The organism is Paracoccus yibinensis, from assembly GCF_030846195.1.
GTDB classification, from domain to species: Bacteria; Pseudomonadota; Alphaproteobacteria; order Rhodobacterales; family Rhodobacteraceae; genus Paracoccus; species Paracoccus yibinensis.
The window spans coordinates 1-23,665 of the sequence record NZ_JAVCWH010000022.1; the positions used below are offsets into that span (position 1 = coordinate 1).

A 23,665-nucleotide genomic window follows, 5' to 3' on the forward strand; every position below is an offset into this window, starting at 1 on the left:
GACTTGCGGCCGTAGTTCTTCACCGTCTCCCGCAGCGTCGCAATCTGGTCATCAATGGTGGGTGTGGACCGCAGACGCTCGATCTCGTTTTGGAGAGCCAGGCGCATGGCTTCCGTCTTGTTGACACCGAGCATGTCCGCCAGGGTTTGCGCCAGGTCATCCAGGCGTTCATCGCGGGTTGCGCGTTCATCCATCGTGGGGTCCGCCTTGCATGCACGGCCATGATCATCCGGTAACCCCAAGGTGGGCTGCTCGGCAAGACAGCACGAGATTGCAGCCAAGCCGCTCGACAGGGGCCGTTTTGGTAGCCACGCGCCTGCTGATCGGACCGCCTTCTGCCAAGGATAACGACCTGATGCGCATCTTCTCCTCGGCCCTAGATCCCGGCGCGTGTCCAGGAGGCAGGCTTCTCTCGCTTGCCGTCTGAGCCGCCCTCCTGCGGCGCCATAGCGAAAGCCAGCAGGAAACAAGCGCCCCGCCGTAAAGCAGGGCGCTTGCACGGTTCAGTCGATGGCCTGGAAAATCTCGCGGGCCTCGGGATGATCCGCGGCATGGGCGTAAAGGCGGGCAAAGCCGTCTGAGAGTTCCGGGGCGTCATGGCGGAACGACAGGTGCGAAAAGGCAAACAGAGTGGCGATGATGCCCGCAGCGTCAGCCGAGACATCGCCTTCATAGCCGTTGCCGTCCCAGACAAGGTGGAAGCGCGGCCTGCAGGTCGGGGCGAGATAAAGGGGCTCGCCTGCCCGCTCAAGGAAGTCCCACATGCCGCCGGTGTAGTCCGTCGGGCTCAGCCTTTCCATGAAGCCGAAGACGGTGTGCTTGCCGACAAGGAGAAGACGGGCGCCGAACAGCCGAGGCAGAAAGGCCATGCGGCGCTCCTCGGGAACGGGCATGGCAGAGGAGAATGAGGGTGCGGTGAGGCTCATGGCGGAGATCTCCGGTTATGAGATACGGGGATGCGCCCGCCATGTCGCTCTCTAGCCCCGGCAGGCGCAGCCTTCTCCCAGCCTTCCTCTGTCCCTTGCTGCCCGGCTGTGGGCCTGATCGACGCTCCGGCGGTGACCCGCCAGAGAGGCCGCATGCATCAGGATCCTCCGCCTCGTGTGGCCATGGCGGGATCGACGACCAGGTCGAGCGCCTGGCTTCGTCCCATCCACGGCTCCGGGCGGATCGCCCTGGCCCAGTCGGCGAAGCTCGGGATATGGCCCAGATCCTCGCGGACATGCTGCTCGCCGATCCACCGGGTGGGGATCTGCCGCCCCGAGGCCAGGGTGAGCGTGGTGCCGAACAGCCGTTCCGACATGAAGATGCCCTCGGCATGATGGCGCAGCGCCCGGTGCCGGAAGTCGGCAAGGATCTCCTTGCTGCCATCGAACCAGGCATGGACGGCCAGGTAGTCCTCGATGCTGCCGCCCCAGCTGCGGACCGAGGAGAGGGCGTGATGATAAGGATGTGCCATGGTCTCCTCCCTTAGAACACGTGGCTGTAGGTTTCAGTGGCGGTATAGCGCTCGCTGTGATCGAGCGTGATCGCCCGGGCCGGCACGTCGAAGACGAACGCGCCAGAGGCGCCGTCGTTGTTCTCCCAGCCGGCATGGCTTTGCTCGAGCAGGTCATAGCAATGCTGCTCGAGGGCGGCCCCGATCTCCACTTGGGCGGTGGACACATCGTCCGAGTTCCACGTAGCGGACGCCAGCGCAACCTGGCCTGCGGGAAGATCGACAATGGTCTCGCCGCACTGTGCGGTGACATCCTCAATCTGGCCGCTGTCGCCGTAGCCGTCGAAGGTCACCGTGACGGTGGTGATCCCGGCGGCCTCCAGGGCATCGAAGAGCGCGGCCTTGTTGGCCGGGCGCAGCGCGGCTGCGCGTTGTTGATGAGCATCGTGTTCGGCAAGAACACGGGCGATGCTTGCAGCAATGTCGGGGTCCGGCTTGCCGGCATGTTCGGGATCGGTCATGGAAAGGTCCTCCGGGAGAGCGGGATGACAGAAACGGCGCGGCGCGGCTCTCCCTCCTCGCGCCGGGCTTGTCCCCTCCCCCACCGGGCTCTGCCTCTTGGTAAGGAAGGGCGCTGTTCACGGCCCCCGCCTCAGGTCAGTGCGACACGACCAAGCCGTCGTGAACCGGGAGAGCGGGAGACGGGGCGGCTATGCCCCCCCGGCCTCCATCCTCACTCGGCGGCCATGCCTTGCGGATTGTCCTCCTCCACGCGGGCAGTGCCGTCTTCCCCTGCTCCGGACGGAGGCTCCCGTGCGGGATCGTCCGTGTCGTCTGGTTCCGCGTTATTGGCCTCACCGGTCGGGTCGGTCGGCAGGGAAGCAGATCCGGCATTCTCGTCGCTGGTTGCCCCGCTTTCGGCGTCTCCCAGCCGCAGCGGCTCGGGCAGCCACCCGGTCTCCGCCAGCAGCCGCTCGGCTTCCCGCGCCATGTCGGGTTTCTTCAGGTGATCGATGCGCTGCGCCGCTGCCTCCCCTGACCAAGGGTGGCCATCCTCCGGTTCATCGGGTGCGCCGGGTGGTGTGAGAGCGGGCTGCTGCGCATGCATCCAGTCGGCGGCCTGCTGCGCCTTGCCGGCAGCCGTGAAGATCGCGCGGGGGTCTGCAGCCATGACCTTGAGCCACGAGGCGATGTAGGCGGCATGGTCGGGCCGCGGATGATGGGCAATGCCGAGATCGGCAAGCACGAGGCCGCTGAGGATCTCGACACAGCATTCCTCTGCCGCATAAGCCTGCGAACCGAACCGGCCGGAGAGATCGCGATCAAGCCTGTGTTTTGCCCCCGAGGCGTGGCCATGCTCATGCAGCCAGACCCCATAAAACGAGGCAGCGTCCCGGAACTGCGCGAACTCGGGCATGAACACCGTGTCCACGGAGGGACGGTAGAAGGCTTCTGAGCCGCCAAACACGGTTCTTATTTCAAGGTTGGCGATGAAGGCTTCCGCATGTGCCAGACGCTCGCTCTCGGGCAGGCACGGTGTCAGAGGGCGTTCGTATCCGTCCACCTGGGCCAGGTTGAACACCGCAAAAGCCCGCGCCACCATCCGGGCGCGACCGCCATCGTCCTTGCCGTCGTCCTCTGCCTTTGTCTCCTCGCGCGAGGCGATCTGCTTCCACAGAACCACGGTGGTCGAGCGCTCACCCTTGCGAACCTGAGCACCGGCAGCCTGCCATTGCCGGTAGGTGCCCCACAGGCCATCGCTGTAACCCGATGTCATGGCCGCGACCCACAGCGCCACGGTGTTGATGCCCCGGTAACGCTTGCCTGATGCAACATTGGTCGGGCGGGCGGCATGGGCACCGTCATGGAACCACGGGGCGTGCCACTCACCGGCCCCGTGCTCGAGGGCCGCGATGATTTCTGCGGTAACCCGCGTGTAGATGTCAGCGCGCGCTTCAGGACCTGTCCCGCGAGATGGTGGGACAGCTCCCCCGGAGCGACGGGACCGTGTGGAATGACCGCCGCTTGCAGGTTCTGTCGCTCGGGCAGTTCGCTTTGGTCCAGACATTGGAATTTCCTCCGCGACGGGCGCCGGAGGCCTCTCCTCCAGCCCTCGACCCGTCACGGACAGTCCGCCGGACCTCTGGCTCTCTGTGGCAGGCGGCGCAGGACAGGCGGGTGGACAGCCTGCCAGGACAAAGCGCGCAACGCCTCTTTGGGCTTGCCGAACCAGCAGCGTGCGTGTTCTGTTCTCGATCCGCGACAGTGCCGACCCAAAGGATCCCGCCGCCGATGTTCCGCTTCCTGCATTCGTCCGACCTGCACCTGGGCAAGGCCTTCGGCACCTATCCCGAAGCCATCCGCAACCGCCTGCGCGAGGCCCGCCACGGTGCAATCGCCCGGCTGGCGCAGGCCGCGCGCGAGGGCGGCGCAAGCGTGGTGCTGCTGGCGGGCGACACCTTCGACGCCGAGACCCCCGCCCCCGACACCCTGCGCCACGCCCTGCGCGCCATGGCGGCCGAGACCGACATCACCTGGATCATGCTGCCGGGCAACCATGACAGCCTGGCCGCCACCGAACTGTGGCGGCGCATCGCCCAGGATGGGCCCGCCAACTTGCAGGCGATCACCAGCCCCGATCCGGTCGAACTGGCCCCCGGCGTGATGGTCCTGCCCGCCCCCTGCACGCAGCGCCGCCCCGGCCGCGACCTGACCGAGGCGATGGCCGCCCCCACCCCCGACGGCTGCCTGCGCATCGGCCTGGGCCACGGCGCGATCGCCGACTTCTCGGGCGAGGACGGCGTGGCGGGCATCATCGCCCCGGACCGGGCGCGGCTGTGCGGCCTGGACTACCTGGCGCTTGGCGACTGGCACGGCCGGATGGAGGTGAACGCGACCACCTGGTATTCCGGCACGCCCGAGGCCGACGGCTTCAAGCACTCTGCGGTCTGCTGCGCGCTGCTGGTGACGCTGGACGGGACGGCGCGGGTTCGCCCGGTGGAAACCGGCAGCATGGGCTGGCAGACCGTCACGCTGGACCTGCTGCCCGGCGACGATCCGCTGGCCCGGCTGGACGCGGCCCTGCCCCCACTGAGGCTGCGGCGCAACCTGCTGGTCCGGCTTGTTGCCAAGGGCCGCCTGCCCCTGTCCGACCGGGCCGCGCTTGACGCGGCGGCGCAGGCGGCCGCCCCCGACTTCGGCTGGTTCGGCCACAACCTGTCCGGCCTCGCGACCGAGGCGCGGCCCGACGACCTGGACGGGATCGACCGCGCGGGCGCGCTGCGCCAGGCGGCCGAGGCGCTGCTGGCCGAGGCGGGCGACGGGGATCGCAGCGCCACTGAGCGCGCGGTGGCAGCCTCGGCGCTGACGCGGCTCTATGCCCTTGCGCAAGAGGTGGGGGCATGAAGATCCGCGCGCTGCACCTGACCAACGTGCGCCGCTTCGCCGGCCACACCGCCCGGATCGATGGGATCGGCGACGGTATCACCGTGCTGTGCGAGCCCAACGAATTCGGCAAGTCCACCTTCTTCGACGCCATCCACGCCCTGTTCTTCGAACGCCACCGCGCCACCCGTGCGGCGATCAAGGCGCTGCAACCCCATGTCGGCGGCGCGCCCGAGGTGGCGGCGGATCTGGACCTGCCCGACGGGCGCTACCGGATCGAGAAGCGCTGGCTGTCGCGCGCTTCGGCCAGGGTGCTGCGCGATGGACGCATTCTGGCCCAGGACGACGAGGCAGAAGCCTGGATCGACCGGATGCTGGGGGCGGGGCTGTCGGGGCCGTCGGGCCTTCTGTGGGTGCGCCAAGGCCTGCTGGGACTGGAACCCGAAGGCAGTTCGGCCAGCGACAAGTCCGACCGCGAACGGGCGCTGTCGGCGCGGCGGGATCTCTTGTCCTCGGTCGCGGGCGAGATCGAGATGATGACCGGCGGGCGCCGGCTGGACGGGGTGGCGGCAAAGGTCGGCGACGCGCTTGGCAGGCTTGCGACCGCGACCGGCAAGGCCAAGGCGGGCGGCGAATGGGCCCGGGCCGAGGCCGAGGCCGAGGCCCTGCGCGCAGAGGAGGCCGACCTTGCCGCCAAGGCCGCGCGGCTGTCGGGCGACCTGTCCCGCCGCAGCGAGGCGCAGCGCCAGCTTGCAGCCTTGGACGACCCCGCCGAGGACCGGCGCCGCGCCGATGCCCTGGCTGCGGCCCGCGCCGCCCTGGCCGAGGCCGAGGCCCATGCCGACCGGCTGGGGGCGGCGCAGCGCGCCCTGGCCCTGGCGCGGGCCACCGACGACAATGCCCGCGCCGAGATCGAGCGGCTGGAAACGCTGTCGGACCGCGCCGCCCGCGCGGCCCAGGCCCTGGCCACGGCGACCGAGGATGCGGCCCGTCATGACGGCCGCACAGCCACCCTGTCCCAGGCCGAAGGCGACACCGCCGCCCTCCTTCGCGATGCCGAGGCCGCCACCCGCGCCCTGCGCGACCGTCTGGCCCTGGCGCAGCGGGCGCGCCTTGCCCGCGCCGCGCAGGACCGCGCCACGCACCTGGCCCGCAGCCTGGCCGAGGCCGAGCGCCTGCGCGCCGAGATCGAGGCACAGCGGGCGCAGCGCGGGTTGCTGGTGGTGACGCCGCAGGCCCTTGCCGCCGCCGAACAGGCCGCCGACGAGCTGAACCGGGCCGAGGCCCGCCTGGACGCGCAGTCGGTCTGCCTGTCCCTTGCCTATAGCGGCACCGCGCGGGTCCGCGCCGATGGGGCCGACCTGTCTGAGGGCCCGCACCGCCTGACCGGCCCGCGCGACTTCGACCTGCCGGGCATCGGCACCATGCGGATCGACCCCGGCACCCAGACCGGCGGCGACCGGGCGCAACTGGACAAGGCCGCGGCCACGCTTTCTCAGCGGCTGTCCGCCTGCGGGGCCGAGGATCTGGCCCAGGCCCGCGCCCGCCTGGTCGAGGCGCAGCGGCTGGACGACAGCCTGCGCAGCGCCCAGGCCCTTCTGGCCCAGCTTGCCCCCAACGGGCTGGAGGCCCTGCGCCAGGCCCATGCGCAGGCGGTCGCGGAAGCCGGTGCGGGCGCTGAGGACGCGGGCGACCCCGCCGCCCTTGAAGCGGACCTTGCCATCGCCACCGCCACCGAGGATGGGGCCCGCGCCGCCGCGGCCGAGGCCCAGTCTGCCCTGCGTGCCGCGTCCGAGGCCCGGGCCGCCGCCGCCGCCACGCTTGCCGCCGCCCGCCGCACCCATAACGCGGCAGCCGCCGAGGCCGGCGATCCTGCGGCGCTGACGGCCCGGCTGCAGGGTCTGCGCGACGCCCGGACGGGCCACCAGTCGGGGCTGGCCGATGCCCAGGCCGAGTGCGCGCGGCTGGAACGGGCCGCCCCCGACCTGGACATGGCCCGCGCCGCCCTGTCGCGCGCCCAGTCGGTCGCGGCCCAGGCCAAGGCGCAGCGCGACCGCCTGCGCGAGGATCTGGCGATGCTGAACGGATCCATCGGCACCCTGGCCGAGGAAGGGATCGAGGAACATCTGGACGAGGTCCGCGGCAGGCTTTCCGACGCCGAGGCCCGCGCCGCGCGATACGCGGCCGAGGTGCAGTCGCTCACCCGCCTGCGCCGGGCGCTTGACGAGGCGCGGCGCCAGACGCGGGACGCCTATCTCGGGCCGGTGCTGCGCGAATTGCAGCCTCTGCTGGGGGCGATCCATCCCGGCGCCACGCTGGAGATCGACGACCAGACCCTGCTGCCCGCTGCCCTGACCCGCGATGGTCAGGCCGAGGCCCTGGACATTCTGTCGGGCGGTACGCGCGAACAGGTGGCGATCCTGACCCGGCTGGCCTTTGCGCGGCTGTTCGCACGCGCAGGCACCCAGGTGCCGGTGATCCTGGACGACGCCCTGGTCCACAGCGACGACGACCGCATCGAGGCCATGTTCACCGCCCTGCACCGCGTGGCGCAGGACCAGCAGATCTTGGTCCTGACCTGCAGACAACGGGCCTTCGCGGCCTTGGGCGGGGAACGGGCACGGGTCAGCATCGAGACGGTCTGATCCGTCAACTCCTGGCGCAATCCGGAACCGTAAACGTCGCGGAACGGGCGCGAAGCAGCCTGACGATCCAGAATTTCCAGATATTCTCGAGTGATCCTCGGTCTACACCTCGTTGGCCTGTTTCACTCTGAAGGGCAGGCTGTAACCTCAAGCTCCCCGCCGGCTGGTTTTGAAGTGCAAACCACTAAGAAATTTTTGGCGAATCTTATTTATCCCACATTCTCCAAGTAAGTCGCTGATTTCGCTGTCGTAATCGTGATATTTCGCATATAAATCATGGCGTTGACGGCTGCGAGGGGCGCGTTTCATGGATCACCTGGAGGGTGCGGGCTTGGCGCGGGGAGATCGGGTTGATTTCGACCGCCGTGTGCGTCTGGAGTTCCGTGGTGCGCAGATCAGTTCAGACGGTGGCCTGCTGGTGATGCGCGAGCTTGATGACGTGCTCGGCCTGTCCAATCTGGCGTCGGAGGCGCTGCGAGACAGCCGCACCGGGAAGAACACGCTCCATCGGCTTGACGGATTGTTCCGGCAATCGGTGTTCGGACGACTGGCCGGATACGAGGATGTGAACGATGCCGACCGCTTGGCCCTCGATCCCGTGATGCGTCAGGTCGTTGGCGGCAGGGCCGTCGAGGCGCAAGCTGCTTCGGCATCGCAGATGGGACGGTTCGAGACCGAGACGCTGGCTCTGGCCGCGAACCGGGCGGCGCTGGCCGATCTGAACGGCCAATGGATCGACCGGTTTCATGACCGCAACGGGTTGAAATACATCGTGCTGGACATGGACAGCTCGGTCAGCCCCACCCACGGCGATCAGGAAGGTGCTGCCTGGAACGGGCATTTCGACTGCACCTGCTATCACCCCATCTTCTTGTTCAACCAGTTTGGCATGCTGGAGCGCTGCGCCCTGCGTAACGGCAATGTCCACAGCGCCGATGGCTGGCGGGATGTCCTTGATCCCGTCATTGCCCGATATGCTGGCCGCGACCTTGGTGGACGCTTCTTCCGGGCCGACGCTGCCTACGCGATCCCCGCGATCTATATGCGGCTGGAAGAAGCCAGGTTCTTCTACGCCATCCGTCTGCCCGCCAACGCCGTCTTGCGCGAGAAGATCGCGCATCGGCTGACACGGCCCGTGGGACGGCCTTCGCTGACCAAGGTCAAACGGTTCTTCGAGGACTTCGAGTATCAGGCGGCGTCCTGGGACAAGCCGCGCCGCGTCATCGCCAAGATCGAATGGCATCCGGGCGAGCTGTTCCCCAAAGTCGGCTTCATCGTCACCAACCTGCCGATGGAGCCAGACTGGGTGGTGAGGTTCTACAACCAGCGCGGCACCGCAGAGCAGCACATCAAGGAAGGCAAATATGCCTTTCGCTGGACGCGGCTGTCATGCCGGAAGTTCCGGCACAACGAGGTGCGGCTGCAACTGCACGCGCTGGCCTACAACCTGGCAACCTTCCTGCGCTGCATCGAACTGCCCGAGGCCATGGCGGACTGGTCGTTGACCAGCCTGCAACTCAAGCTGATCAAGATCGGCGCCCGCGTCGTCCGCCACGCCCGCGCCATTACCTTCCAGTTGGCCGAGGTCGCCGTCACCGGCCCGATGGTGCGGGCCGTCCTTGCCGCCATCCGCCGTCTTCGAACGCCTCCGTCATGCGCATGACCACGATCCATGCCCAAGCTGAACGAAAGCGGCAGGACAGGTCCGTCTGCCGCGCGGAAAAGCGGCTCTGCCGGGCCAGAATGCTGCGGGTTCGAGGCTTGATCCACCCGACTTCGGCCGTTTGCGCGACGACAGACACCGCTCGGGGCGAAAAACGCTTGCCCAGCGAGCAAAATCAGGCGATCTTGAAGTCAAGCGGCAGGCCACTTGGAGAATGTCGGATGAATAGGAGTGCCCAGTATGGCCGACCTCGTAGTACTTGATTTTGACGGAACTGACACGGCTGACATCGTGCTCGGCAAATTGCGCGAACTGCGCAAGGAGCATCTGATCGACATGCTCGATGCCGTGGTTGTCATCCGCCCCGAGGAAGGGGACATACAGATCAAGCAATCCGTCAATCTGACCGCGATCGGCGCGAGCAGCGGGCTGAGCACGGGGGCGCTGGTCGGCACTCTTGCCGGTCTGCTTGTCCTCAATCCGATGGCGGGTTTCGCGATTGGCGGCATGGCGGGCGCCGCGATGGGTGCATTGAGCGGTCGGCTGTCGGATTACGGAATAAACGACCAGTTCATCAAGGATCTTGGCGAGACCATCAAGCCCGGAACATCGGCACTTTTCGTGCATGTGGCAAAGGCAACGACCGACAAGGTCGTCGCCGAGATCAAACAGTACGAGCCGCGCATTCTCAAGACATCGCTGTCGAAGGAACAGGAAGACAAGTTGCGCGCTCTTCTTGCCGGGCCCGCGCTTTCGGGGGACGTGTCTGCGGCGGGCTGAGGCGCGTCGGGCTGCAACACGGCGCTTCGGCGCAAGGATCGTCAGGCCGATGCAATCCGGGCATCGGCCTTTCGCCGAGCAAGCATTCTCTGGACAACCTGCGCAACTCGTCCGACTGTGGTGCTTCAGATGTAAACCCGTCACCATGGAAGAGATCGTGCGAACCCAGATCATGATCATGCGCGTTTCGGTCGATTTCAGTCGTTTCACGTTTATCCTTGTGACCCTGGCCCTGCTGGTTCTGGTAGGCTGCAGCCGCCCGCCGGAGATCATTGGCATCGACAATCCAGAGCTTCGGGCCGAGGCGGAGGCGCTCAGCACACGCCACCGCATCTTCATCACCAGCACGCGGGCCCCCTCGGACGAGCCGGGTGCCTTGCTGTCGGCCAACCGGGCCCGAACGCTTGGGCTCGCGTCGGTGGATGTCCTATGAAAGCAGACGGATTTTTGCCAAGGCTCGTGCTTGTGACACTTGCCGCGATCCTCGTCGTGCTGGTCTGGCGCGGCGTTCCTCTCCTGGAACTGGCTCTGCGTGAGCCAGCCGGGGAGCCGAGGGTCGTTGTTCCCCGCGGCGATCTGGCCGCAGACGAGCAGACCACCATCGCCATCTTCGAGGGTGCCAAGGATAGCGTTGTCTCGATCACGACTGAAAGCCGCGTGGTCGATTTCTGGACTCGGAACGCCTATGACGTTCCGCGCGGCAGCGGTTCGGGGTTCATCTGGGATGCGCAGGGCCATGTCGTGACCAACAACCACGTCATCGAGGGGGCAACGGCAGCATTGGTGCGGCTTGCCGATGGCCGCGCTTATCCTGCCCGCCTCGTGGGGACGGCTCCCGAACATGACCTGGCAGTGCTTCACATCGAGGCGGGATCCGAGCGGCCCCTACCCCTCGCAGTCGGGAGCAGCGAGGACCTGCAAGTCGGGCAAGGCGTCTTCGCCATCGGCAATCCTTTTGGTCTCGACTGGACACTGACCACGGGCATTGTCTCTTCCCTTGATCGGGAGATCCCCGGCAAGCGCGGCACGATGATCCGCGGCCTGATCCAGACCGACGCCGCCATCAATCCTGGTAATTCAGGAGGCCCGCTTCTGGACAGCGCCGGACGGCTGATCGGCGTCAACACGGCGATCTACAGTCCTTCGGGATCGAGTGCCGGCATTGGTTTCGCTGTTCCAGTGGACACGGTGAACAGGGTCGTGCCGCAATTGATCGCTACAGGCCGCTATGCGCCGCCTGTGCTGGGCGTTTCGCATGATCCGCGCGGCGATGCCCTGCTGGCACGCGCCGGAATGGCTGGGGTGATGGTGCTGGATGTCACGCCAGGCAGCCCAGCGGATGCAGCAGGCCTCAGGCCGGCCAGGATCACCCGAGATGGCAGGGTGACCCTTGGTGACGTGATCGTCTCCATAGACGGGGTCGCTGTGAAGAACTCAGAAGATTTGAGAGCTGGCCTCGATGTTCGGCAGGCAGGTGACGCAATCGAACTCGGGATCCTTCGGAACGACCGCAGGATCGAGGTCATGGTGACCCTGGCTGCGGGGCAGTGACGAACGGCTGGCTGCGGACGTTGAACAGCTACCTAGCAGTCTGTCAGGCAAAGGTGCGCGGAGTAGCCAGTGGTCGGCCGCGGACCTGCCCATAGAAGCGGCCCGCGAGAATACTGGCCGAAATAGGCTTTGTTGCACAAATCGGCTGCTGATCGGACTTCCCCTTTCCCCGGACAGATTTATCCTGCGACCTCTGTGATGGGCGTGCCGAGCGCGGTGAAGCCGTTGAGCACGGCGACGCGCACCTGGAACTCCGCGACCTGACGGTCGAACTCGCGTGCGGATAGGCGCTGACCCAGCAGCTTGACGCAGTGCATCTTGGTTTCTGCGCGGCTTCGGCGGTGATAGCCGCTCCATCGTCGCCAGATTGTCCGCCCGACGCGCTTCGATGTGCGCAGGATCTCGTTGCGGGCGACAGCCCCGGCTGTGTCGGGCTTCCAGGGCTTGGCGTTCTTGCGAGGCGGGATGATCGCCGCGGCACCGCGCGCGGCGATGGCGTCGTGGCACTTGCGGGTGTCGAAAGCACCATCTGCCGTGACGCTGGCGATCTCCTGGTCGGGTGGTATCTGGTCCAGAAGTTCGGGCAGCATGGGCGCGTCACCGACGTCGCTGGTGGTGAACTCGGCCGCCCGGATTTCCAGTGATTTCTCGTCGATCCCGATGTGGATCTTGCGCCAGACCCTGCGCTTCGTGCCGCCATGTTTGCGGGCGTTCCACTCGCCTTCACCCTCGACCTTGATCCCGGTGCTGTCGACCAGCAGGTGCAGCGGACCGGCCGATCCGCGGTAGGGGATGTTGACCTTCAGGGTCTTCTGGCGCCGCGACAGCGTGCTGAAGTCGGGCACCGCCCAGTCCAGGCCGATCAACCGCAGCAGGCTCTCGACGAAGCCCGTCGTCTGCCTGAGCGCCATCCCGAACAGCACTTTCATCGTGAGGCAGGTCTGGATGGCTGCGTCGCTGTAGTCCGCTTGTCGCCCGCGCTTGCCAGTCGGCGCGGCCTTCCACGTCATGGCCGGGTCGAACCAGATCGTCAGAGAGCCGCGGCGCTTGAGCGCTTGGTTATAGGCGGGCCAGTTCCTGGTCTTGTAGATCGGAGGTGTCGGTCTGCTCATGCAGTCAAGCTACCACGCTGGATTCACGAGATGAATCCCTCACGCGATTTGTGCAACAGAGCCCACCAGAACGCCCGAGGCGATGTGGAAGAACCACCCCAGCATCAGCGCCAGCATGACGCCCAGCGTGATGTTCAAAAGGGCCGGTGGTGCGGCGGTCGGCGTGGGCTGTGTCATGACGATCCCGAAGCTCTGTCCCTATCGGGTTAGAAGGAACCGAAGGCTGTGCCAAGCACGATCACGGCCACAAGGGCAACAAGCGCGCTGACAATGGCGGCCATGACGATGTCCAGATAGCTTTCGCGATGCGTGCAGCCACAGACCGCAAGCATCGTGACCACCGCGCCATTATGCGGCAAGCTGTCCAGCGTACCCGAGGCGATCACGGCCACCCGGTGCATCAGCGCAGGGTCCAGCCCTGTGTCTGACGCGATCTGCATGAAGGTGGGGCCAAGGGCCTGCAGCGCAATGGTCATCCCGCCCGAAGCCGATCCGGTCAACGCGGCAAGGATGTTCGTCGCTACCGCCAGTGACACGAGCGGCCCGCCTCCGATGCCCAGAACCCAGTCCCGCACCATCTCGAACGCAGGCAGGGCCGCCACGACCGCGCCGAACCCCACAAGGCTTGCCACGCTCATGATCGGAAGTACTGCAGCCGTCGCGCCCGAGTCGATGCTTTCGCGCAGATTGCGAAAGCGGCGCCGGTTCATGGCAACCAGCACGATGCAGGCGACCAGAAGCGCAAGCGCCACCGACCAGACCCCGCCGACAGCCGACAGGGTGGTTTCGCCCCATGCGGGCTGCGAGAGGAAATCGAAATCCATGCTGGGCAGCACGAACTGCGTCAGGATCAGGTTGACCACGACAACCAGAACCAGCGGCAGAATGGCCAGGCCGATCGGTGGCCGCCCGCCCCAGGATCCGGCGCGGCTGATCTCGGCAGGGTCAAACTCGCGTGCGGTGCTGGCCAGCTCGCGCGAGACGGCGGAGCCTTTTTCGGCCGCGCCATAACCCTCGCCCCGCGCCTTGGCCTGACGTTCGCGGAAGGAAAGCCAGCCCAGGCCGATGGCCGCCATGATGATGCTGGCTATGATGCCAAGCCCAGGTGCGGCAAAGGGGGTGGTACCAAAGAACGGCATCGGAATCGCGTTCTGGATCGCAGGCGTTCCCGGCATGGCCGACATGGTGAAGGTCGAGGTTCCAAGCGCGAGTGCCGCCGGAAGCAGCCTGCGCGGCACGCTTCCCGCCTTGAACAGCGCCTGCCCCATTGGCGCCAGAACGAAGAACGCCACAAACAGGCTGACACCGCCATAGGTGACCATCGCGCCCGCAGCCACCACGGCAAGGATCGCCCGCGAGGGGCCGAGCCGGCGCGTCATGTAATCGGCGATCGCTGAAACCGATCCGCTGTCGTCCATCAGCTTGCCGAACAATGCGCCCAGCAGGAAAAGCGGAAAGAACTGCGCCACAAACCCCGCCGCCGCAGGCATGAAGGTCTGCGTCCAGTGCGCCAGCATCGGCTGACCGGAAAAAAGCGCCGCCACCGCAGCAGCCAAAGGCGCCAGCAGCAGGATTGTCCAACTGCGGAACGCAAGCACCATGATCAGGGCAAGGCCCAACAGAATACCCAGCAGACCCAGCATGTCAGAGCTCGTCCGCCAGCGCGTCGATATCGAAGGTCGAACGCACCCCGATGTCCTGAATATGGGTGCGGCCGAAATCCTCGGCGGCGCGGCGCCCTTCGTCGAAGAGCATCTTCAGGAAGTCCCATTCGGCATTCAGCTTCGAGGAATGTCCAAGGTCCACCATGATGTCCGAGGTGATGCGATGCAGGCGCATCTCTTTCCAGTACCGCGCCTCGCCATTGCCGGGGTCGATGACACGGCGCAGCAGCGCCATCATCCGCAACTCTTTCAGTAGCTGGGCGTTGAAAGAGATCTCGTTCAGGCGGCTTGCGATCTCGCGCGCGGTGCGCGGCGTCTCGCGCCGCTCGACCGGGTTGATCTGCACCAGAACGGTATCGAGGCTTTCACATTCACGCACGAGCGGCGTCATCGTCGGGTTGCCCGCATAGCCGCCGTCCCAATAGGGCACGCCGTCGATCTCGATGGCCTGGAACATCGATGGCAGGCAGGCCGAGGCGAGCAGCACATCGGCCGTCACCTCATGCTTGCGGAACACCCTGCCTTGCCCGGTGTGCACATTGGTTGCCGTGATGAACAGCTTGACCGGCCCGGTCGCCAGCGCGTCGAAATCGATCAGGTCTGTCAGGATGTCGCGCAGCGGGTTCCCTGCCGCCCCACCCAGCGAATAGGGCGAGATCAGCCGCGCCATCAGATCCATGGCGATGAAGGCGGGCGAGTTGTCCAGCGTCCATTTGCCCGTCAGGACCTCCAGCGGCCCGCGCTTGAACGGGCTGAAGCGCGCGGCATCGGCCGTCCGGCGCCAGAAGGCGGTCAGCATCTCACGCGCGGTCTGCCGCCCGCCGGTGGCCATGCCGGCCGCCAGGATTGCCGCGTTCATGGCGCCGGCCGAGGTGCCGGAAATGCCATCGATCTCGAACCAGTCTTCCTCGAGGATGCGGTCCAGAACGCCCCATGTAAACGCCCCATGCGAACCGCCCCCCTGCAAGGCGAGGTCGATGGGAAGGGTTTTTCGCGTCTGCGATTTCGGGTTGCTGGCCATTTCGGCGCCTTTCAGTCAATTCATTGCAAGAAAATGGCGCCCGAAGCCGGGCGCCCTAGGGGATCAGGCGGCGGGCACCGCTTGCCCGCGAAGCCTCCACGCCATCGCACCAAGGGCCGCGCCAATGGCGATGAGGTCGAGCCCCAGCATCAGCCCGATCAGCCACAGCGCAGTGACCGGCATCGCGGCAAAAAGCACAAGCGACAGCACGACCGAGAGCACCCCGCTGGCAAAAACCCAAAGCCAGTTGGGCAAGGGACGGATCGTCAATGCGAAGACAACCTTCGACATCCCCTCGATCATGAAGAAGATGATCAGCAGAAGCGACAGCAGCAGCATCCCCTGCGCGATGTTGCGCAAGAGCAGAATGCCCAGCAACACACCAAGTATGGCCGAGATGATCTGCAGCCAGAAGTTCGGCGCATGGCGTGCGCTGATCAGGCCGATGGCCTGAATGATGCCGCTGGCGATCAGCAGCCAGCCGAACACCACGACGGCAGCAGCCGAAGAAAAGGCCGGGAAGACGATGGCGACGATCCCCGCGACGACCAGCAGCGCCGCCTGTACCAGGTGGAAGGTCGAATGGCGGCGCACCGCATCGCGCGCGGCTTCGCGGTAGGTCTGTGCAGCGGCGGCAAGACTGATCGGCATGGCATTGACTTCCTTGTTCAACAGGGTGCTTCCCGCCGGGCAGCGGGTGTTTGTTGATTTTCACCCGGAACTGACCCGGGTTTTCCATCGAGAACTGACCCACCTTCGAGTTATGTTTCGTGGGTCAGGCTTGGGTCAAGGCATGGCTGGCCTCCTTCGTTTTCCTGGCGGCTGCGGCTGAGCTTGCCTTGAAGCGGAAGCTGTCGTTTCCGGTCTCCAGGATGTGACAGCGGTGGGTGAGGCGATCGAGTAGCGCGGTGGGGCTCTGTTGCACAAATCCCGTGTGGGATTCATCTCATGAATCCAGCGTGGTAGCTGGGATACATGAGCAGACCTACACCCCCGACCTACAGGACCAGGAACTGGCCAGCCTACAATGAAGCGCTCAAGCGCCGCGGCTCGCTGACGATCTGGTTCGATCCCGAGATGAGCTGGGATGCCGCGCCGACAGGTAGGCGTGGCCGCCAGCAGACCTACAGCGATGCCGCCATCCAGACATGCCTTTCGATGAAGGTGCTGTTCGGCATGGCGCTCCGGCAGACGACAGGCTTCGTCGAAAGCCTACTGCGGCTGGTCGGCCTCGACTGGGCGGTGCCCGACTTCAGCACCCTGTCCCGCCGCCAGAAGACCCTGGCCGTGAACATCCCGTATCGCGGCTCCAAGGGGCCGCTGCACCTGCTGATCGACAGCACGGGTATCAAAGTCGAGGGCGAAGGCGAGTGGCACGCCCGCAAGCATGGTGGACCCAAACGGCGCGTCTGGCGCAAGATCCATCTCGGGATCGACGAGGAAACACTGGAGGTTCGCGCAGTCGAGGTCACAGGGAGCCATATCGGCGATGCACCGGTCTTACCCGACCTGCTCAACCAGATCCCAGCGTACGAGCAGATCAGCAGCGTCACTGCCGACGGTGCCTACGACACCCGCAAATGCCACGATGCAATCGCTGACCGCGGCGCCCGCGCTGTCATTCCGCCTCGCAAGAATGCCAAGCCGTGGAAGACCGTCACCGCCGGCGCGATCGCACGAAACGAAGCGCTGCGGGCATCGAAATACCTCGGTCGTGCTCTCTGGCGACGATGGAGCGGATACCACCGCCGAAGCCGCGTCGAAACGAAGATGCACTGTGTGAAACTGCTGGGGCAGCGCCTCATGGCGCGGGACTTCGACCGACAGGTCGCGGAGCTTCAGGTCCGTATCGCCGTTCTGAACGGCTACACCGCGCTCGGCATCCCTGTCACAGAGCCCGTGGGATAAGTCTGTCCGGGGAAAGGGGAACCCCGGCCATCAGCCGATTTGTGCAACAGAGCCAATAGGAGTGAATAGTGGCGTTTTGGTCTGGCGAAAAGCTGAAAGAGGAATTGACTCCGCTCATCACGGGCTATGATGAGAACGCTATCGACTGCGCGGCCTACACATTGCGGATCGGCAACGAAATCTACATCAGCCCAGATCATAAGGTTGAGACGCTATCCCAGCACACAAAGCAGAAGCTGCGGCCGGGTGAAGGTTTCGCAATCCCGCCTGGTCAGTTCGCTTTTCTGACCACCCAGGAAAAAATCACGGTTCCCGATTCGGCGATCGCGTTTATCTCGATCCGTGCCCGCCCGAAGTTTCGCGGTCTCATAAATATCTCCGGTTTTCATGTAGACCCCGGCTACAAAGGCCAGCTTGTCTTCTCGGTGTTGAATGCTGGTCCAACGCCGCACCACCTGGAAGAAGGCCAGAAGCTGTTCCTGATCTGGTTCGCTGACCTCGATCGACAGACGGCGATGAAGAAGGAAGAAGACGAGGGGTTCACTGGCCTTGATACCCGGTTGGTGAACGACATCAGCGGTGAGATCCTGTCTTTGCAGAACCTTTCGGAACGGCAGCGTGAACTTGAGCTCGAACTGAAGTCAGATCTGTCAACGCAGCGTGAGAAGATCGGCCAACTCGACAATTTGTTCAAAACGATGATTGGCTTTTTCATCGCATTGTTGGTGAGTGTTGGGGTTCTCGTGCTGCAAGGTTTCTGGTCGTCGGACGGGCCCACGACGGCTCAACCGGCCTCGCCGGTCGGCACGCCACAAGCGGTGCAGCCTGCGACTGGTGGTGCTTCTCCACCTAGTGGCTCGCCTTAGCATGCTGCCCTGACGCAGCGGTGATTCATGAAAACACTTGTCGGATAATCCGACATGCGCTATGTATGTGTCGGTAATGTCGACATGAGAGGCTGCGATGCACTTTCCTGAAGCAACGGTGGAAGCAGCGATCCGCGATGAAATCGCGGTCGCGGCGCAAGACCGTCCCCCCACCAAATCCGGCTGGCGGCCAGAGGTGGACTCGCAAGTCGTCATTCGAATCATACTGCGTGTCGAAGCAGAGATCGGCATCGAGTTGCCGGAAACGACCATGCCGCCCGGCGGCTTTGATGATGTCGAGGACTGTGTACGGAGCATCATGACGGCGAGCCGTCAGCTTTGGCACGAGCGTCAGCGACAGGAGGTAGAGGTCGTAGGATGACAAACCAACCAAAAATGGGGTTTGCCGGTCCTGAGGATGAAGGTCAGGTCCTGGGAGCCAAGCTGAAAGAAGCCCGTGAATATATCGGGTTCAAGCAAGATCAGGTTGCGAGCCATCTTGAGGTGCCGCGCACGGCGATCTCCGAGATGGAGAAGGGCAAACGGAATGTGAGCGCATTGGAGCTGAAGAAGCTCGCGCAGCTTTATCAGCGTCCAGTGCAGTATTTTACAGGCGACGAAGCGGCCATTCCCGCTGACGTGGCTTTTCTCGCGCGGACAGCGTCGTCCTTATCGAACACCGACCGTAAGGAACTGCAGCGTTTTGCTGAGTTTTTGCAGGCGAAGTCGAAGAGCTAATCCATGACGCGCCATCAGGACCAACGAGCGATCTTAAAGGGTATGAAAGGAGCCTTCCGTCTTCTGCGTGACCTTGGCCTTGATCAGGGACAAAAGCGCGCGCAGCGCGTTGATGTCTTTGACTGCATCGATCGGACTGGTGCTGTGCTGATGTTCCAGCCGCTCGACAAGCTGCTCGGGGCGTTCATGAAAGAAGGCGGGGCGGCGGGCATCATCCTGAACACCGAGCGCCCGTTGGGAATGCAGCGCTTCACCGCAGCCCATGAGCTGGGGCATTGGGTGTTGGGGCATGATCCGCACGCGGATGATGAAGGCATCTTGCGACGCGGCCCCCTAGCTGATGGCCGGGTGTTCAAACGGGTGCCGCCCGAAGAACGGGAAGCGGACGCCTTCGCATCATACTTCCTGCTGCCTGCGCATCTGATCAAAACCCAGATGGAGGTCCAGGGCTGGGATGTGCATCACCTCGCTAACCCAGACACGGTCTACCAAGCCGCTCTTCGGTTCGGGACGAGCTATGCCGGTGCAATCTACGGCCTCGAACGGGAGAAGGTCATTGGTCAAGATTTGCGCCGGCAGCTTCTCGCGGCAAAGCCCAAGGACTTGAAGCTGGCGCTGCTCGATGGGCAGCCACTGCCGAATACACGGCGGAGTGATGTTTGGCTGCTCACCGAGCGCGATGAAGGTGCGGTCATAGAAGCCGGGCGCGATGATTTGTTCCTGCTGCGTCTGAACGAGGCGACGGGGGCAGGGTATGTCTGGACCTTTGACGAGCTGAAAGAGGCCGGGTTTGCGATCTTAAAAGACGGACGTGAGCCGGTGCCCGAGGGACAGCTTGGCGCGCCGACTGTGCGTCGGGTCTTGGCGCAGGCGGGGCATCCGACGGCGAACACTTTCCGGTTGAAGGAGTGCCGTCCTTGGGATCCCGATGATGATCCGCAGACGCTGACCTTGCATTATCGTACCGCGACCAGTGACGAGGCAGGGCAGTTTGAACGGCAGCGATTGGAGCGTCTGACGGTCCAATGAGCTTGACGGTGATGAAAGATTTTCGGGCGGCGCTTGGCCCCGCGCGGCATCAAGGGCGGCGACCGACATGCCTGTCCTTTGCGGCGTCCGATGTCCATCAGCACGCGCGGAAACACCCGAACATCTTCTGCGTTGAATGGCTATACTACCACGTCAGTCAGTATGCCGGCACAGGACCACAATCGGGCACAACGGTGCCCGACACGCGCGCGGTCTTGAAGGCGTCTGGTCAGCCGATTGAGCGGGTCTGGCCGTATAGCCCTTACCCGCCGCACCCAAGCCGCTGGTCGCCGCCCGCGGCAACCAGCGAGGTGATGACCTGCGGATCGGCTGGGTGCAGCACGGGGCTGCTGGGCATCCGCCAAGAGATCGATGCCGATACCCCGGTGGTGATCGGTCTCTATACATCGATGACGTTTAACGACCCGACCAGCTGGGATTATGCCGGGTCAGAAGTGATCCTCGATGACGATAGCGGGCTGCCGATCGATCCCACTCGGGGCCACGCGATGGTCGTTGTGGGCCGTGGCGACTATGGCGGCGAGCCGGTAGTGCTTCTGCGCAATTCATGGGGCGCACGGTGGGGCCATGAGGGCCATGCCTGGTTGCGCGAAAGCTATCTGGGTCCGCGTTTGGTGGATGCCTTTGTGATCTCGAAAGGAGACGGTGATGTACTTCAATCCGATGGACGCTACGCGGACGCGGACGCCAGTCCGCGCCTGGGTTGAGACCGCAAAGGCGCTGCGAGACGCTCCAGCCTTTCACCTCGGCGGTGTCGTTGTTCATATTGAACAGCCAAGCGTGATGAGCGATAATGAGGCGGCGGTTGTCCGTCACGTCAACAGGTTCCTACAGAAGCACGATCAGTATCCGATTTCGACCGTTGCCAACACGATTTTCCCGGAGAGCCTGGACCACGGCGATGGGGTGGAGGCACTAACGGAACGTTACCTGGAGAATTATGGCCGGATGCCCGCCAGGATGCGCGGCTGGGGCCGCTATTTTCAGCGCTTCGTGTCCTGGCCGAACGCTAAGGGGGAGCCGATCAACCAACTTGCCACGATCATTGAGATGCTGGGCGGAGCCAGAACGGGTCCCTATTTCCACACAGATAAGTATGAATTGGTGGTCAGCGATCCGGCGCGCCGCATGCGCAATGTCCGTAGTCGCAACTGCTTAAGCCTGGTGGAGCTGAAGCCTGAAAAGGCAACCAATCAGCTCCACATATACGCCACTTATCGCAACCACTACTATGTGCAGAAGACGCTCGGGAACATCCTTGGGCTAGTGGATTTGCAAGCCTTCATTGCACGCGAAGCAGGTTTTGATGTCGGCACTCTTACTCTTCATTCGACCAGCGCCACTTTGGAAACGAATAGCGTGCCTTGGGGCAAGAACGACATCCGGACGCTGATTGATAAATGCGACGGTCTTCTGATTACGCAGCAGGCTGCGTAAACAGATCGGGCTGCGTCTCGGTTGGTAAGGCGTATGCTTCTTCGATTTGTCGAATGAATACGTTCTGGCCACCATAGCTCGGGTGGCGGACCTGCACGCTTTCGATGCCCATATTGGCCACGGCCTTGTGCGCGTCGCCACCAATGGCCAGGATCTGGGTGGGTTTCAGGATGTCGATCACCGCGTGCAAAAAGTCGGCACAGGTGTCGCGTTCCCGCGCGGTGTGACACCGATTGCTCATCGGATCATCGGGCTCATGGGGGTGTAGCGGGAAGACGTTCCACAGGAACACGGGCTGGGTCAAGCGCGACAGCATCCGCCAGATGGTGTTGGCGGTCCGCTCGCCCATGACGGGGCCCTTGGTTGCTTTTTGAACCGGCAGACCATGGAAAAGCGCGCTATAGGCGTCGAGATGTGGTTCATCGGTCAGGGCAAGGCCTGTGCGGCGGCCACCACGATATCCAAGGTCACGTGCAACCCAGACAGTGCGGACCTCAAATTCGATCGCGGCCGTAAGGCTCAGCTCAAGATTGCGCCGTCGCCGGGAAGCGGCATCTGGTTTGTCATACAGGCTACAGAGGTCGGTGTAGGGATTGAAGACGTTGTCGAGGCGAATGCCGGCGAGTGCGTCGACAAAGCTTGCGGCGGAATGGGTCATGGCTCGATGAACCATATTTTGCGCTCCACCAGATCGATACCGACTTGCCCACCTCGGTGCTGACACACCGACCGAAAAACTTCATATCCTTGCAAGATAGCCTCCTCCCAAAGCCATAATGGGCAGTGTTCTGCCTCGTACCCCTGAACAAATTGCCGCACGGATTTCAGTAGGCCATAGTCCAGAGATGTCAGGCCGTCAAACAGCGCGAGGCGCTGTGCGTGGTTGAATATCCATGTGGCGACACCCTCCTCAATCAGGACAGCGCGTGCGCCGTCCTGGACCTCATCGACGATAGGATCGCTCTTGCGTTTGACCTGCAGCAGCCGACGCAAAGTTGGGGACCAGCCAAGGTAAGCGGCATGAGATAAATGGAACACGTCGTGGAACCGGTAGTCGTCGTCTTCGGCGCGGTTGTCGGTCAGCGGATCGCCTATGGGCGCACCATCGCGTGTCATGCGTGAGACGATCTTACCATTTTTCTCGATCTCTTCGAATGTCACAACTAATCGGCGTGGCAGCTGCTCGTGCTCGGGAAAGGTCTCGTCGAAAAGTGCAGGATAAATGCGCTCGGGCGGCCAACGATCAGCGATCTTGACCATGTTGGCTTGAGCGGCGCTCGCCAGACTGAGACCAGCGTCATGGGCGGCATCCCGGAGGGATCGCAAAACGGCAATCAGACGTCCTTTGAGTGCAGAGCGGTTTTGATCGAGGCGGCCTGCGCGGTAATCTGTCATCAGCAGACCGACCTCGGCTGCGAGGCGAATCGACGACTGCTCGAAGGCTTTGGACGGGCCAGCCGATCGGGTTGTGGGTTCAAGCTCAACCTCAGCGAAGGTGAGTGTTTCGGAGCCCGAGATCTGCCAGTTGGCGAGGTCGCAATCGAGGTTGATCGCCAAATCAGACAGCGTCAGATTAGCACGATCCGCAAGGGCGTTGAGATACCAAAGGGCATCGCCGAGCTCTTCGAGCACGCTGTCTTCGTAGCCGATATAGGCAACGGGATCGCGCTGCTTTTTCTTCACCTCACTGAGCAGGCTGCCAGTCTCACCGAACAAGCCAAGAAGTGGAAAACTGAGGCTCGGCTCTGTAGCGCGCTTGAGATCGGTGCGACATGCCGCTCGGCTGTATTCGAAAAAAGACAGAGCAGTCATGGCTGCGGTTTCCTCCGATCGACTAGCGCCTCTTGCGGCACCGGATAGCCAGCGTTTTTTAGCGCTGCGAGAACTAAGAGGCGCATTGGAATTCCCGTGCCTGCGGCTTTCAGGGCAAGCGCCCGCTTTGTCTCAGTTGGCACTTGCAGCTGCAAGTTCGCATCGTCGGTGGCGCCTGACATTGCTCACCTTCTCATTAAATCATGGTTTCATGATTTTAGCAAATGTTGTGGGTCGCGTCTATCGGATAACTTTATGAGGTAATATACGAAACTAAACGGCAGCGAAGTCGCGCAGTGATGACCTTCACCCTCCCAAAATGCTGCAGGTCGGTCGAATGGCCGCTCTGGTGATGCTGTACCGTGGCATCGCGACACCTGAGAATGGCAGCTTTGGGCCGCCTGCGCTCGGATGAGTCACGAGGGCTGACGACCGAGCCATGTCCAATCGCTAGCAGGTCAGACAGGCAAGGGGTGGATCATGGCACGAGGGCGGCCGGCCTCTTCCCAAAGGAAAGCCAGCGTGATCGGCAGGTGGAAGCGGCGGGGGCCGGCTGCGCCGGGGTTCAGCCAGAGGGTGCTGCCGGTTTCCTCGAT

The 23,665-nt window shown here is 64.0% G+C and carries 24 protein-coding genes and 2 pseudogenes; 13 read left to right on the forward strand and 13 right to left on the reverse strand.

All coding sequences use genetic code 11. The annotated features are described in order from the left end of the window. From RAH32_RS19540 to RAH32_RS19560, 5 genes and pseudogenes are all read right to left on the reverse strand, one after another. Positions 1–194, reverse strand: a 194-nt coding sequence (locus tag RAH32_RS19540) for a type II toxin-antitoxin system VapB family antitoxin (RefSeq protein WP_306610096.1), incomplete at its 3' end; no start/stop codon positions are given. Positions 195–503: 309 nt separating this feature from the next. Beyond that, positions 504–869 (reverse strand): antirestriction protein, encoded by a 366-nt coding sequence (locus RAH32_RS19545; RefSeq protein WP_306610097.1) that lies wholly within the window; start codon positions 867–869, stop codon positions 504–506. Between the two features lie 215 nt (positions 870–1,084). After that, complete coding sequence (locus tag RAH32_RS19550; protein ID WP_306610098.1) at positions 1,085–1,459, reverse strand: DUF6915 family protein; 375 nt, start codon at positions 1,457–1,459, stop codon at positions 1,085–1,087. 11 nt (positions 1,460–1,470) lie between these two features. Further along, complete coding sequence (locus RAH32_RS19555) at positions 1,471–1,959, reverse strand: DUF6878 family protein (RefSeq protein WP_306610099.1); 489 nt, start codon at positions 1,957–1,959, stop codon at positions 1,471–1,473. A 623-nt stretch (positions 1,960–2,582) separates the two neighbouring features. Continuing rightward, positions 2,583–3,506, reverse strand: a pseudogene (locus RAH32_RS19560) (ArdC family protein); the annotation flags it as partial. A 224-nt stretch (positions 3,507–3,730) separates the two neighbouring features. Here RAH32_RS19560 and RAH32_RS19565 point away from each other — a divergent pair. The 6 genes from RAH32_RS19565 to RAH32_RS19590 all read left to right on the forward strand — a co-directional run bounded on the left by RAH32_RS19565 (position 3,731) and on the right by RAH32_RS19590 (position 11,461). Continuing rightward, positions 3,731–4,843 (forward strand): metallophosphoesterase family protein, encoded by a 1,113-nt coding sequence (locus RAH32_RS19565; protein ID WP_306610100.1) that lies wholly within the window; start codon positions 3,731–3,733, stop codon positions 4,841–4,843. Further along, positions 4,840–7,467: an AAA family ATPase gene (locus RAH32_RS19570; protein ID WP_306610101.1), complete on the forward strand. Its 2,628-nt coding sequence runs from the start codon at positions 4,840–4,842 to the stop codon at positions 7,465–7,467. The genes RAH32_RS19565 and RAH32_RS19570 overlap by 4 nt, the downstream gene beginning before the upstream one ends. Before the next feature lie 307 nt (positions 7,468–7,774). Next, positions 7,775–9,130: an IS1380-like element ISPme1 family transposase gene (locus RAH32_RS19575; RefSeq protein ID WP_012112698.1), complete on the forward strand. Its 1,356-nt coding sequence runs from the start codon at positions 7,775–7,777 to the stop codon at positions 9,128–9,130. 240 nt (positions 9,131–9,370) lie between these two features. Next, a complete protein-coding gene (locus RAH32_RS19580) occupies positions 9,371–9,910 on the forward strand; it encodes a DUF1269 domain-containing protein (RefSeq protein WP_139599234.1) in 540 nt (179 codons plus the stop codon). Positions 9,911–10,055: 145 nt separating this feature from the next. Next, positions 10,056–10,343 (forward strand): hypothetical protein, encoded by a 288-nt coding sequence (locus RAH32_RS19585; protein ID WP_176695156.1) that lies wholly within the window; start codon positions 10,056–10,058, stop codon positions 10,341–10,343. A 32-nt stretch (positions 10,344–10,375) separates the two neighbouring features. Further along, the gene (locus RAH32_RS19590) at positions 10,376–11,461 is read left to right on the forward strand and encodes a S1C family serine protease (RefSeq protein WP_306610102.1); all 1,086 of its coding nucleotides are present in this window, start codon (positions 10,376–10,378) and stop codon (positions 11,459–11,461) included. Between the two features lie 179 nt (positions 11,462–11,640). Here RAH32_RS19590 and RAH32_RS19595 read toward each other — a convergent pair whose 3' ends face one another. The 6 genes and pseudogenes from RAH32_RS19595 to RAH32_RS19620 all read right to left on the reverse strand — a co-directional run. After that, positions 11,641–12,573 carry an IS5 family transposase gene (locus RAH32_RS19595; RefSeq protein WP_119136892.1) on the reverse strand — a complete coding sequence of 311 codons (933 nt, stop codon included), beginning with the start codon at positions 12,571–12,573 and terminating at the stop codon, positions 11,641–11,643. A gap of 39 nt (positions 12,574–12,612) precedes the next feature. Beyond that, the gene (locus tag RAH32_RS19600) at positions 12,613–12,750 is read right to left on the reverse strand and encodes a hypothetical protein (RefSeq protein ID WP_306610103.1); all 138 of its coding nucleotides are present in this window, start codon (positions 12,748–12,750) and stop codon (positions 12,613–12,615) included. Between the two features lie 29 nt (positions 12,751–12,779). Beyond that, a complete protein-coding gene (locus RAH32_RS19605; protein ID WP_084684278.1) occupies positions 12,780–14,216 on the reverse strand; it encodes a GntP family permease in 1,437 nt (478 codons plus the stop codon). A gap of 1 nt (position 14,217) precedes the next feature. Further along, positions 14,218–15,258 carry a patatin-like phospholipase family protein gene (locus RAH32_RS19610; protein WP_035715050.1) on the reverse strand — a complete coding sequence of 347 codons (1,041 nt, stop codon included), beginning with the start codon at positions 15,256–15,258 and terminating at the stop codon, positions 14,218–14,220. A 63-nt stretch (positions 15,259–15,321) separates the two neighbouring features. After that, the gene (locus RAH32_RS19615) at positions 15,322–15,909 is read right to left on the reverse strand and encodes an HdeD family acid-resistance protein (protein WP_035715069.1); all 588 of its coding nucleotides are present in this window, start codon (positions 15,907–15,909) and stop codon (positions 15,322–15,324) included. 124 nt (positions 15,910–16,033) lie between these two features. Continuing rightward, a pseudogene (locus RAH32_RS19620) lies at positions 16,034–16,168 on the reverse strand (ATP-binding protein); the annotation flags it as partial. 65 nt (positions 16,169–16,233) lie between these two features. On the opposite strand from RAH32_RS19620, the gene RAH32_RS19625 reads away from it, so the two are divergent. The 7 genes from RAH32_RS19625 (at position 16,234) to RAH32_RS19655 (ending at position 21,257) form a co-directional block, all read left to right on the forward strand. Continuing rightward, positions 16,234–17,166, forward strand: coding sequence for an IS5-like element ISPko1 family transposase (locus tag RAH32_RS19625; protein WP_076534770.1), 933 nt, complete (start codon positions 16,234–16,236; stop codon positions 17,164–17,166). A gap of 68 nt (positions 17,167–17,234) precedes the next feature. After that, positions 17,235–18,032, forward strand: coding sequence for a dCTP deaminase domain-containing protein (locus RAH32_RS19630; RefSeq protein ID WP_306610104.1), 798 nt, complete (start codon positions 17,235–17,237; stop codon positions 18,030–18,032). 97 nt (positions 18,033–18,129) lie between these two features. Next, on the forward strand, positions 18,130–18,414 hold the full coding sequence (locus RAH32_RS19635; protein ID WP_306610105.1) for a hypothetical protein: 285 nt from the start codon (positions 18,130–18,132) through the stop codon (positions 18,412–18,414). Further along, the gene (locus RAH32_RS19640; RefSeq protein WP_306610106.1) at positions 18,411–18,770 is read left to right on the forward strand and encodes a helix-turn-helix domain-containing protein; all 360 of its coding nucleotides are present in this window, start codon (positions 18,411–18,413) and stop codon (positions 18,768–18,770) included. Before RAH32_RS19635 ends, RAH32_RS19640 begins: the two co-directional genes overlap by 4 nt. A gap of 3 nt (positions 18,771–18,773) precedes the next feature. Next, on the forward strand, positions 18,774–19,799 hold the full coding sequence (locus tag RAH32_RS19645; protein WP_306610107.1) for an ImmA/IrrE family metallo-endopeptidase: 1,026 nt from the start codon (positions 18,774–18,776) through the stop codon (positions 19,797–19,799). Continuing rightward, positions 19,796–20,527, forward strand: a complete 732-nt coding sequence (locus tag RAH32_RS19650; protein WP_306610108.1) for a C1 family peptidase — start codon at positions 19,796–19,798, stop codon at positions 20,525–20,527. Before RAH32_RS19645 ends, RAH32_RS19650 begins: the two co-directional genes overlap by 4 nt. Further along, positions 20,469–21,257, forward strand: coding sequence for a hypothetical protein (locus tag RAH32_RS19655; RefSeq protein ID WP_306610109.1), 789 nt, complete (start codon positions 20,469–20,471; stop codon positions 21,255–21,257). The genes RAH32_RS19650 and RAH32_RS19655 overlap by 59 nt, the downstream gene beginning before the upstream one ends. On the opposite strand, the gene RAH32_RS19660 is transcribed toward RAH32_RS19655, so the two are convergent. Then, entirely contained in the window at positions 21,238–21,915 is a 678-nt protein-coding gene (locus RAH32_RS19660; protein ID WP_306610110.1) for a uracil-DNA glycosylase, read from the reverse strand. The two genes, RAH32_RS19655 and RAH32_RS19660, sit on opposite strands and share 20 nt — an antisense overlap. Continuing rightward, entirely contained in the window at positions 21,912–23,069 is a 1,158-nt protein-coding gene (locus RAH32_RS19665; protein ID WP_306610111.1) for a nucleoside triphosphate pyrophosphohydrolase family protein, read from the reverse strand. Before RAH32_RS19665 ends, RAH32_RS19660 begins: the two co-directional genes overlap by 4 nt. Positions 23,070–23,665: the final 596 nt, after the last annotated feature.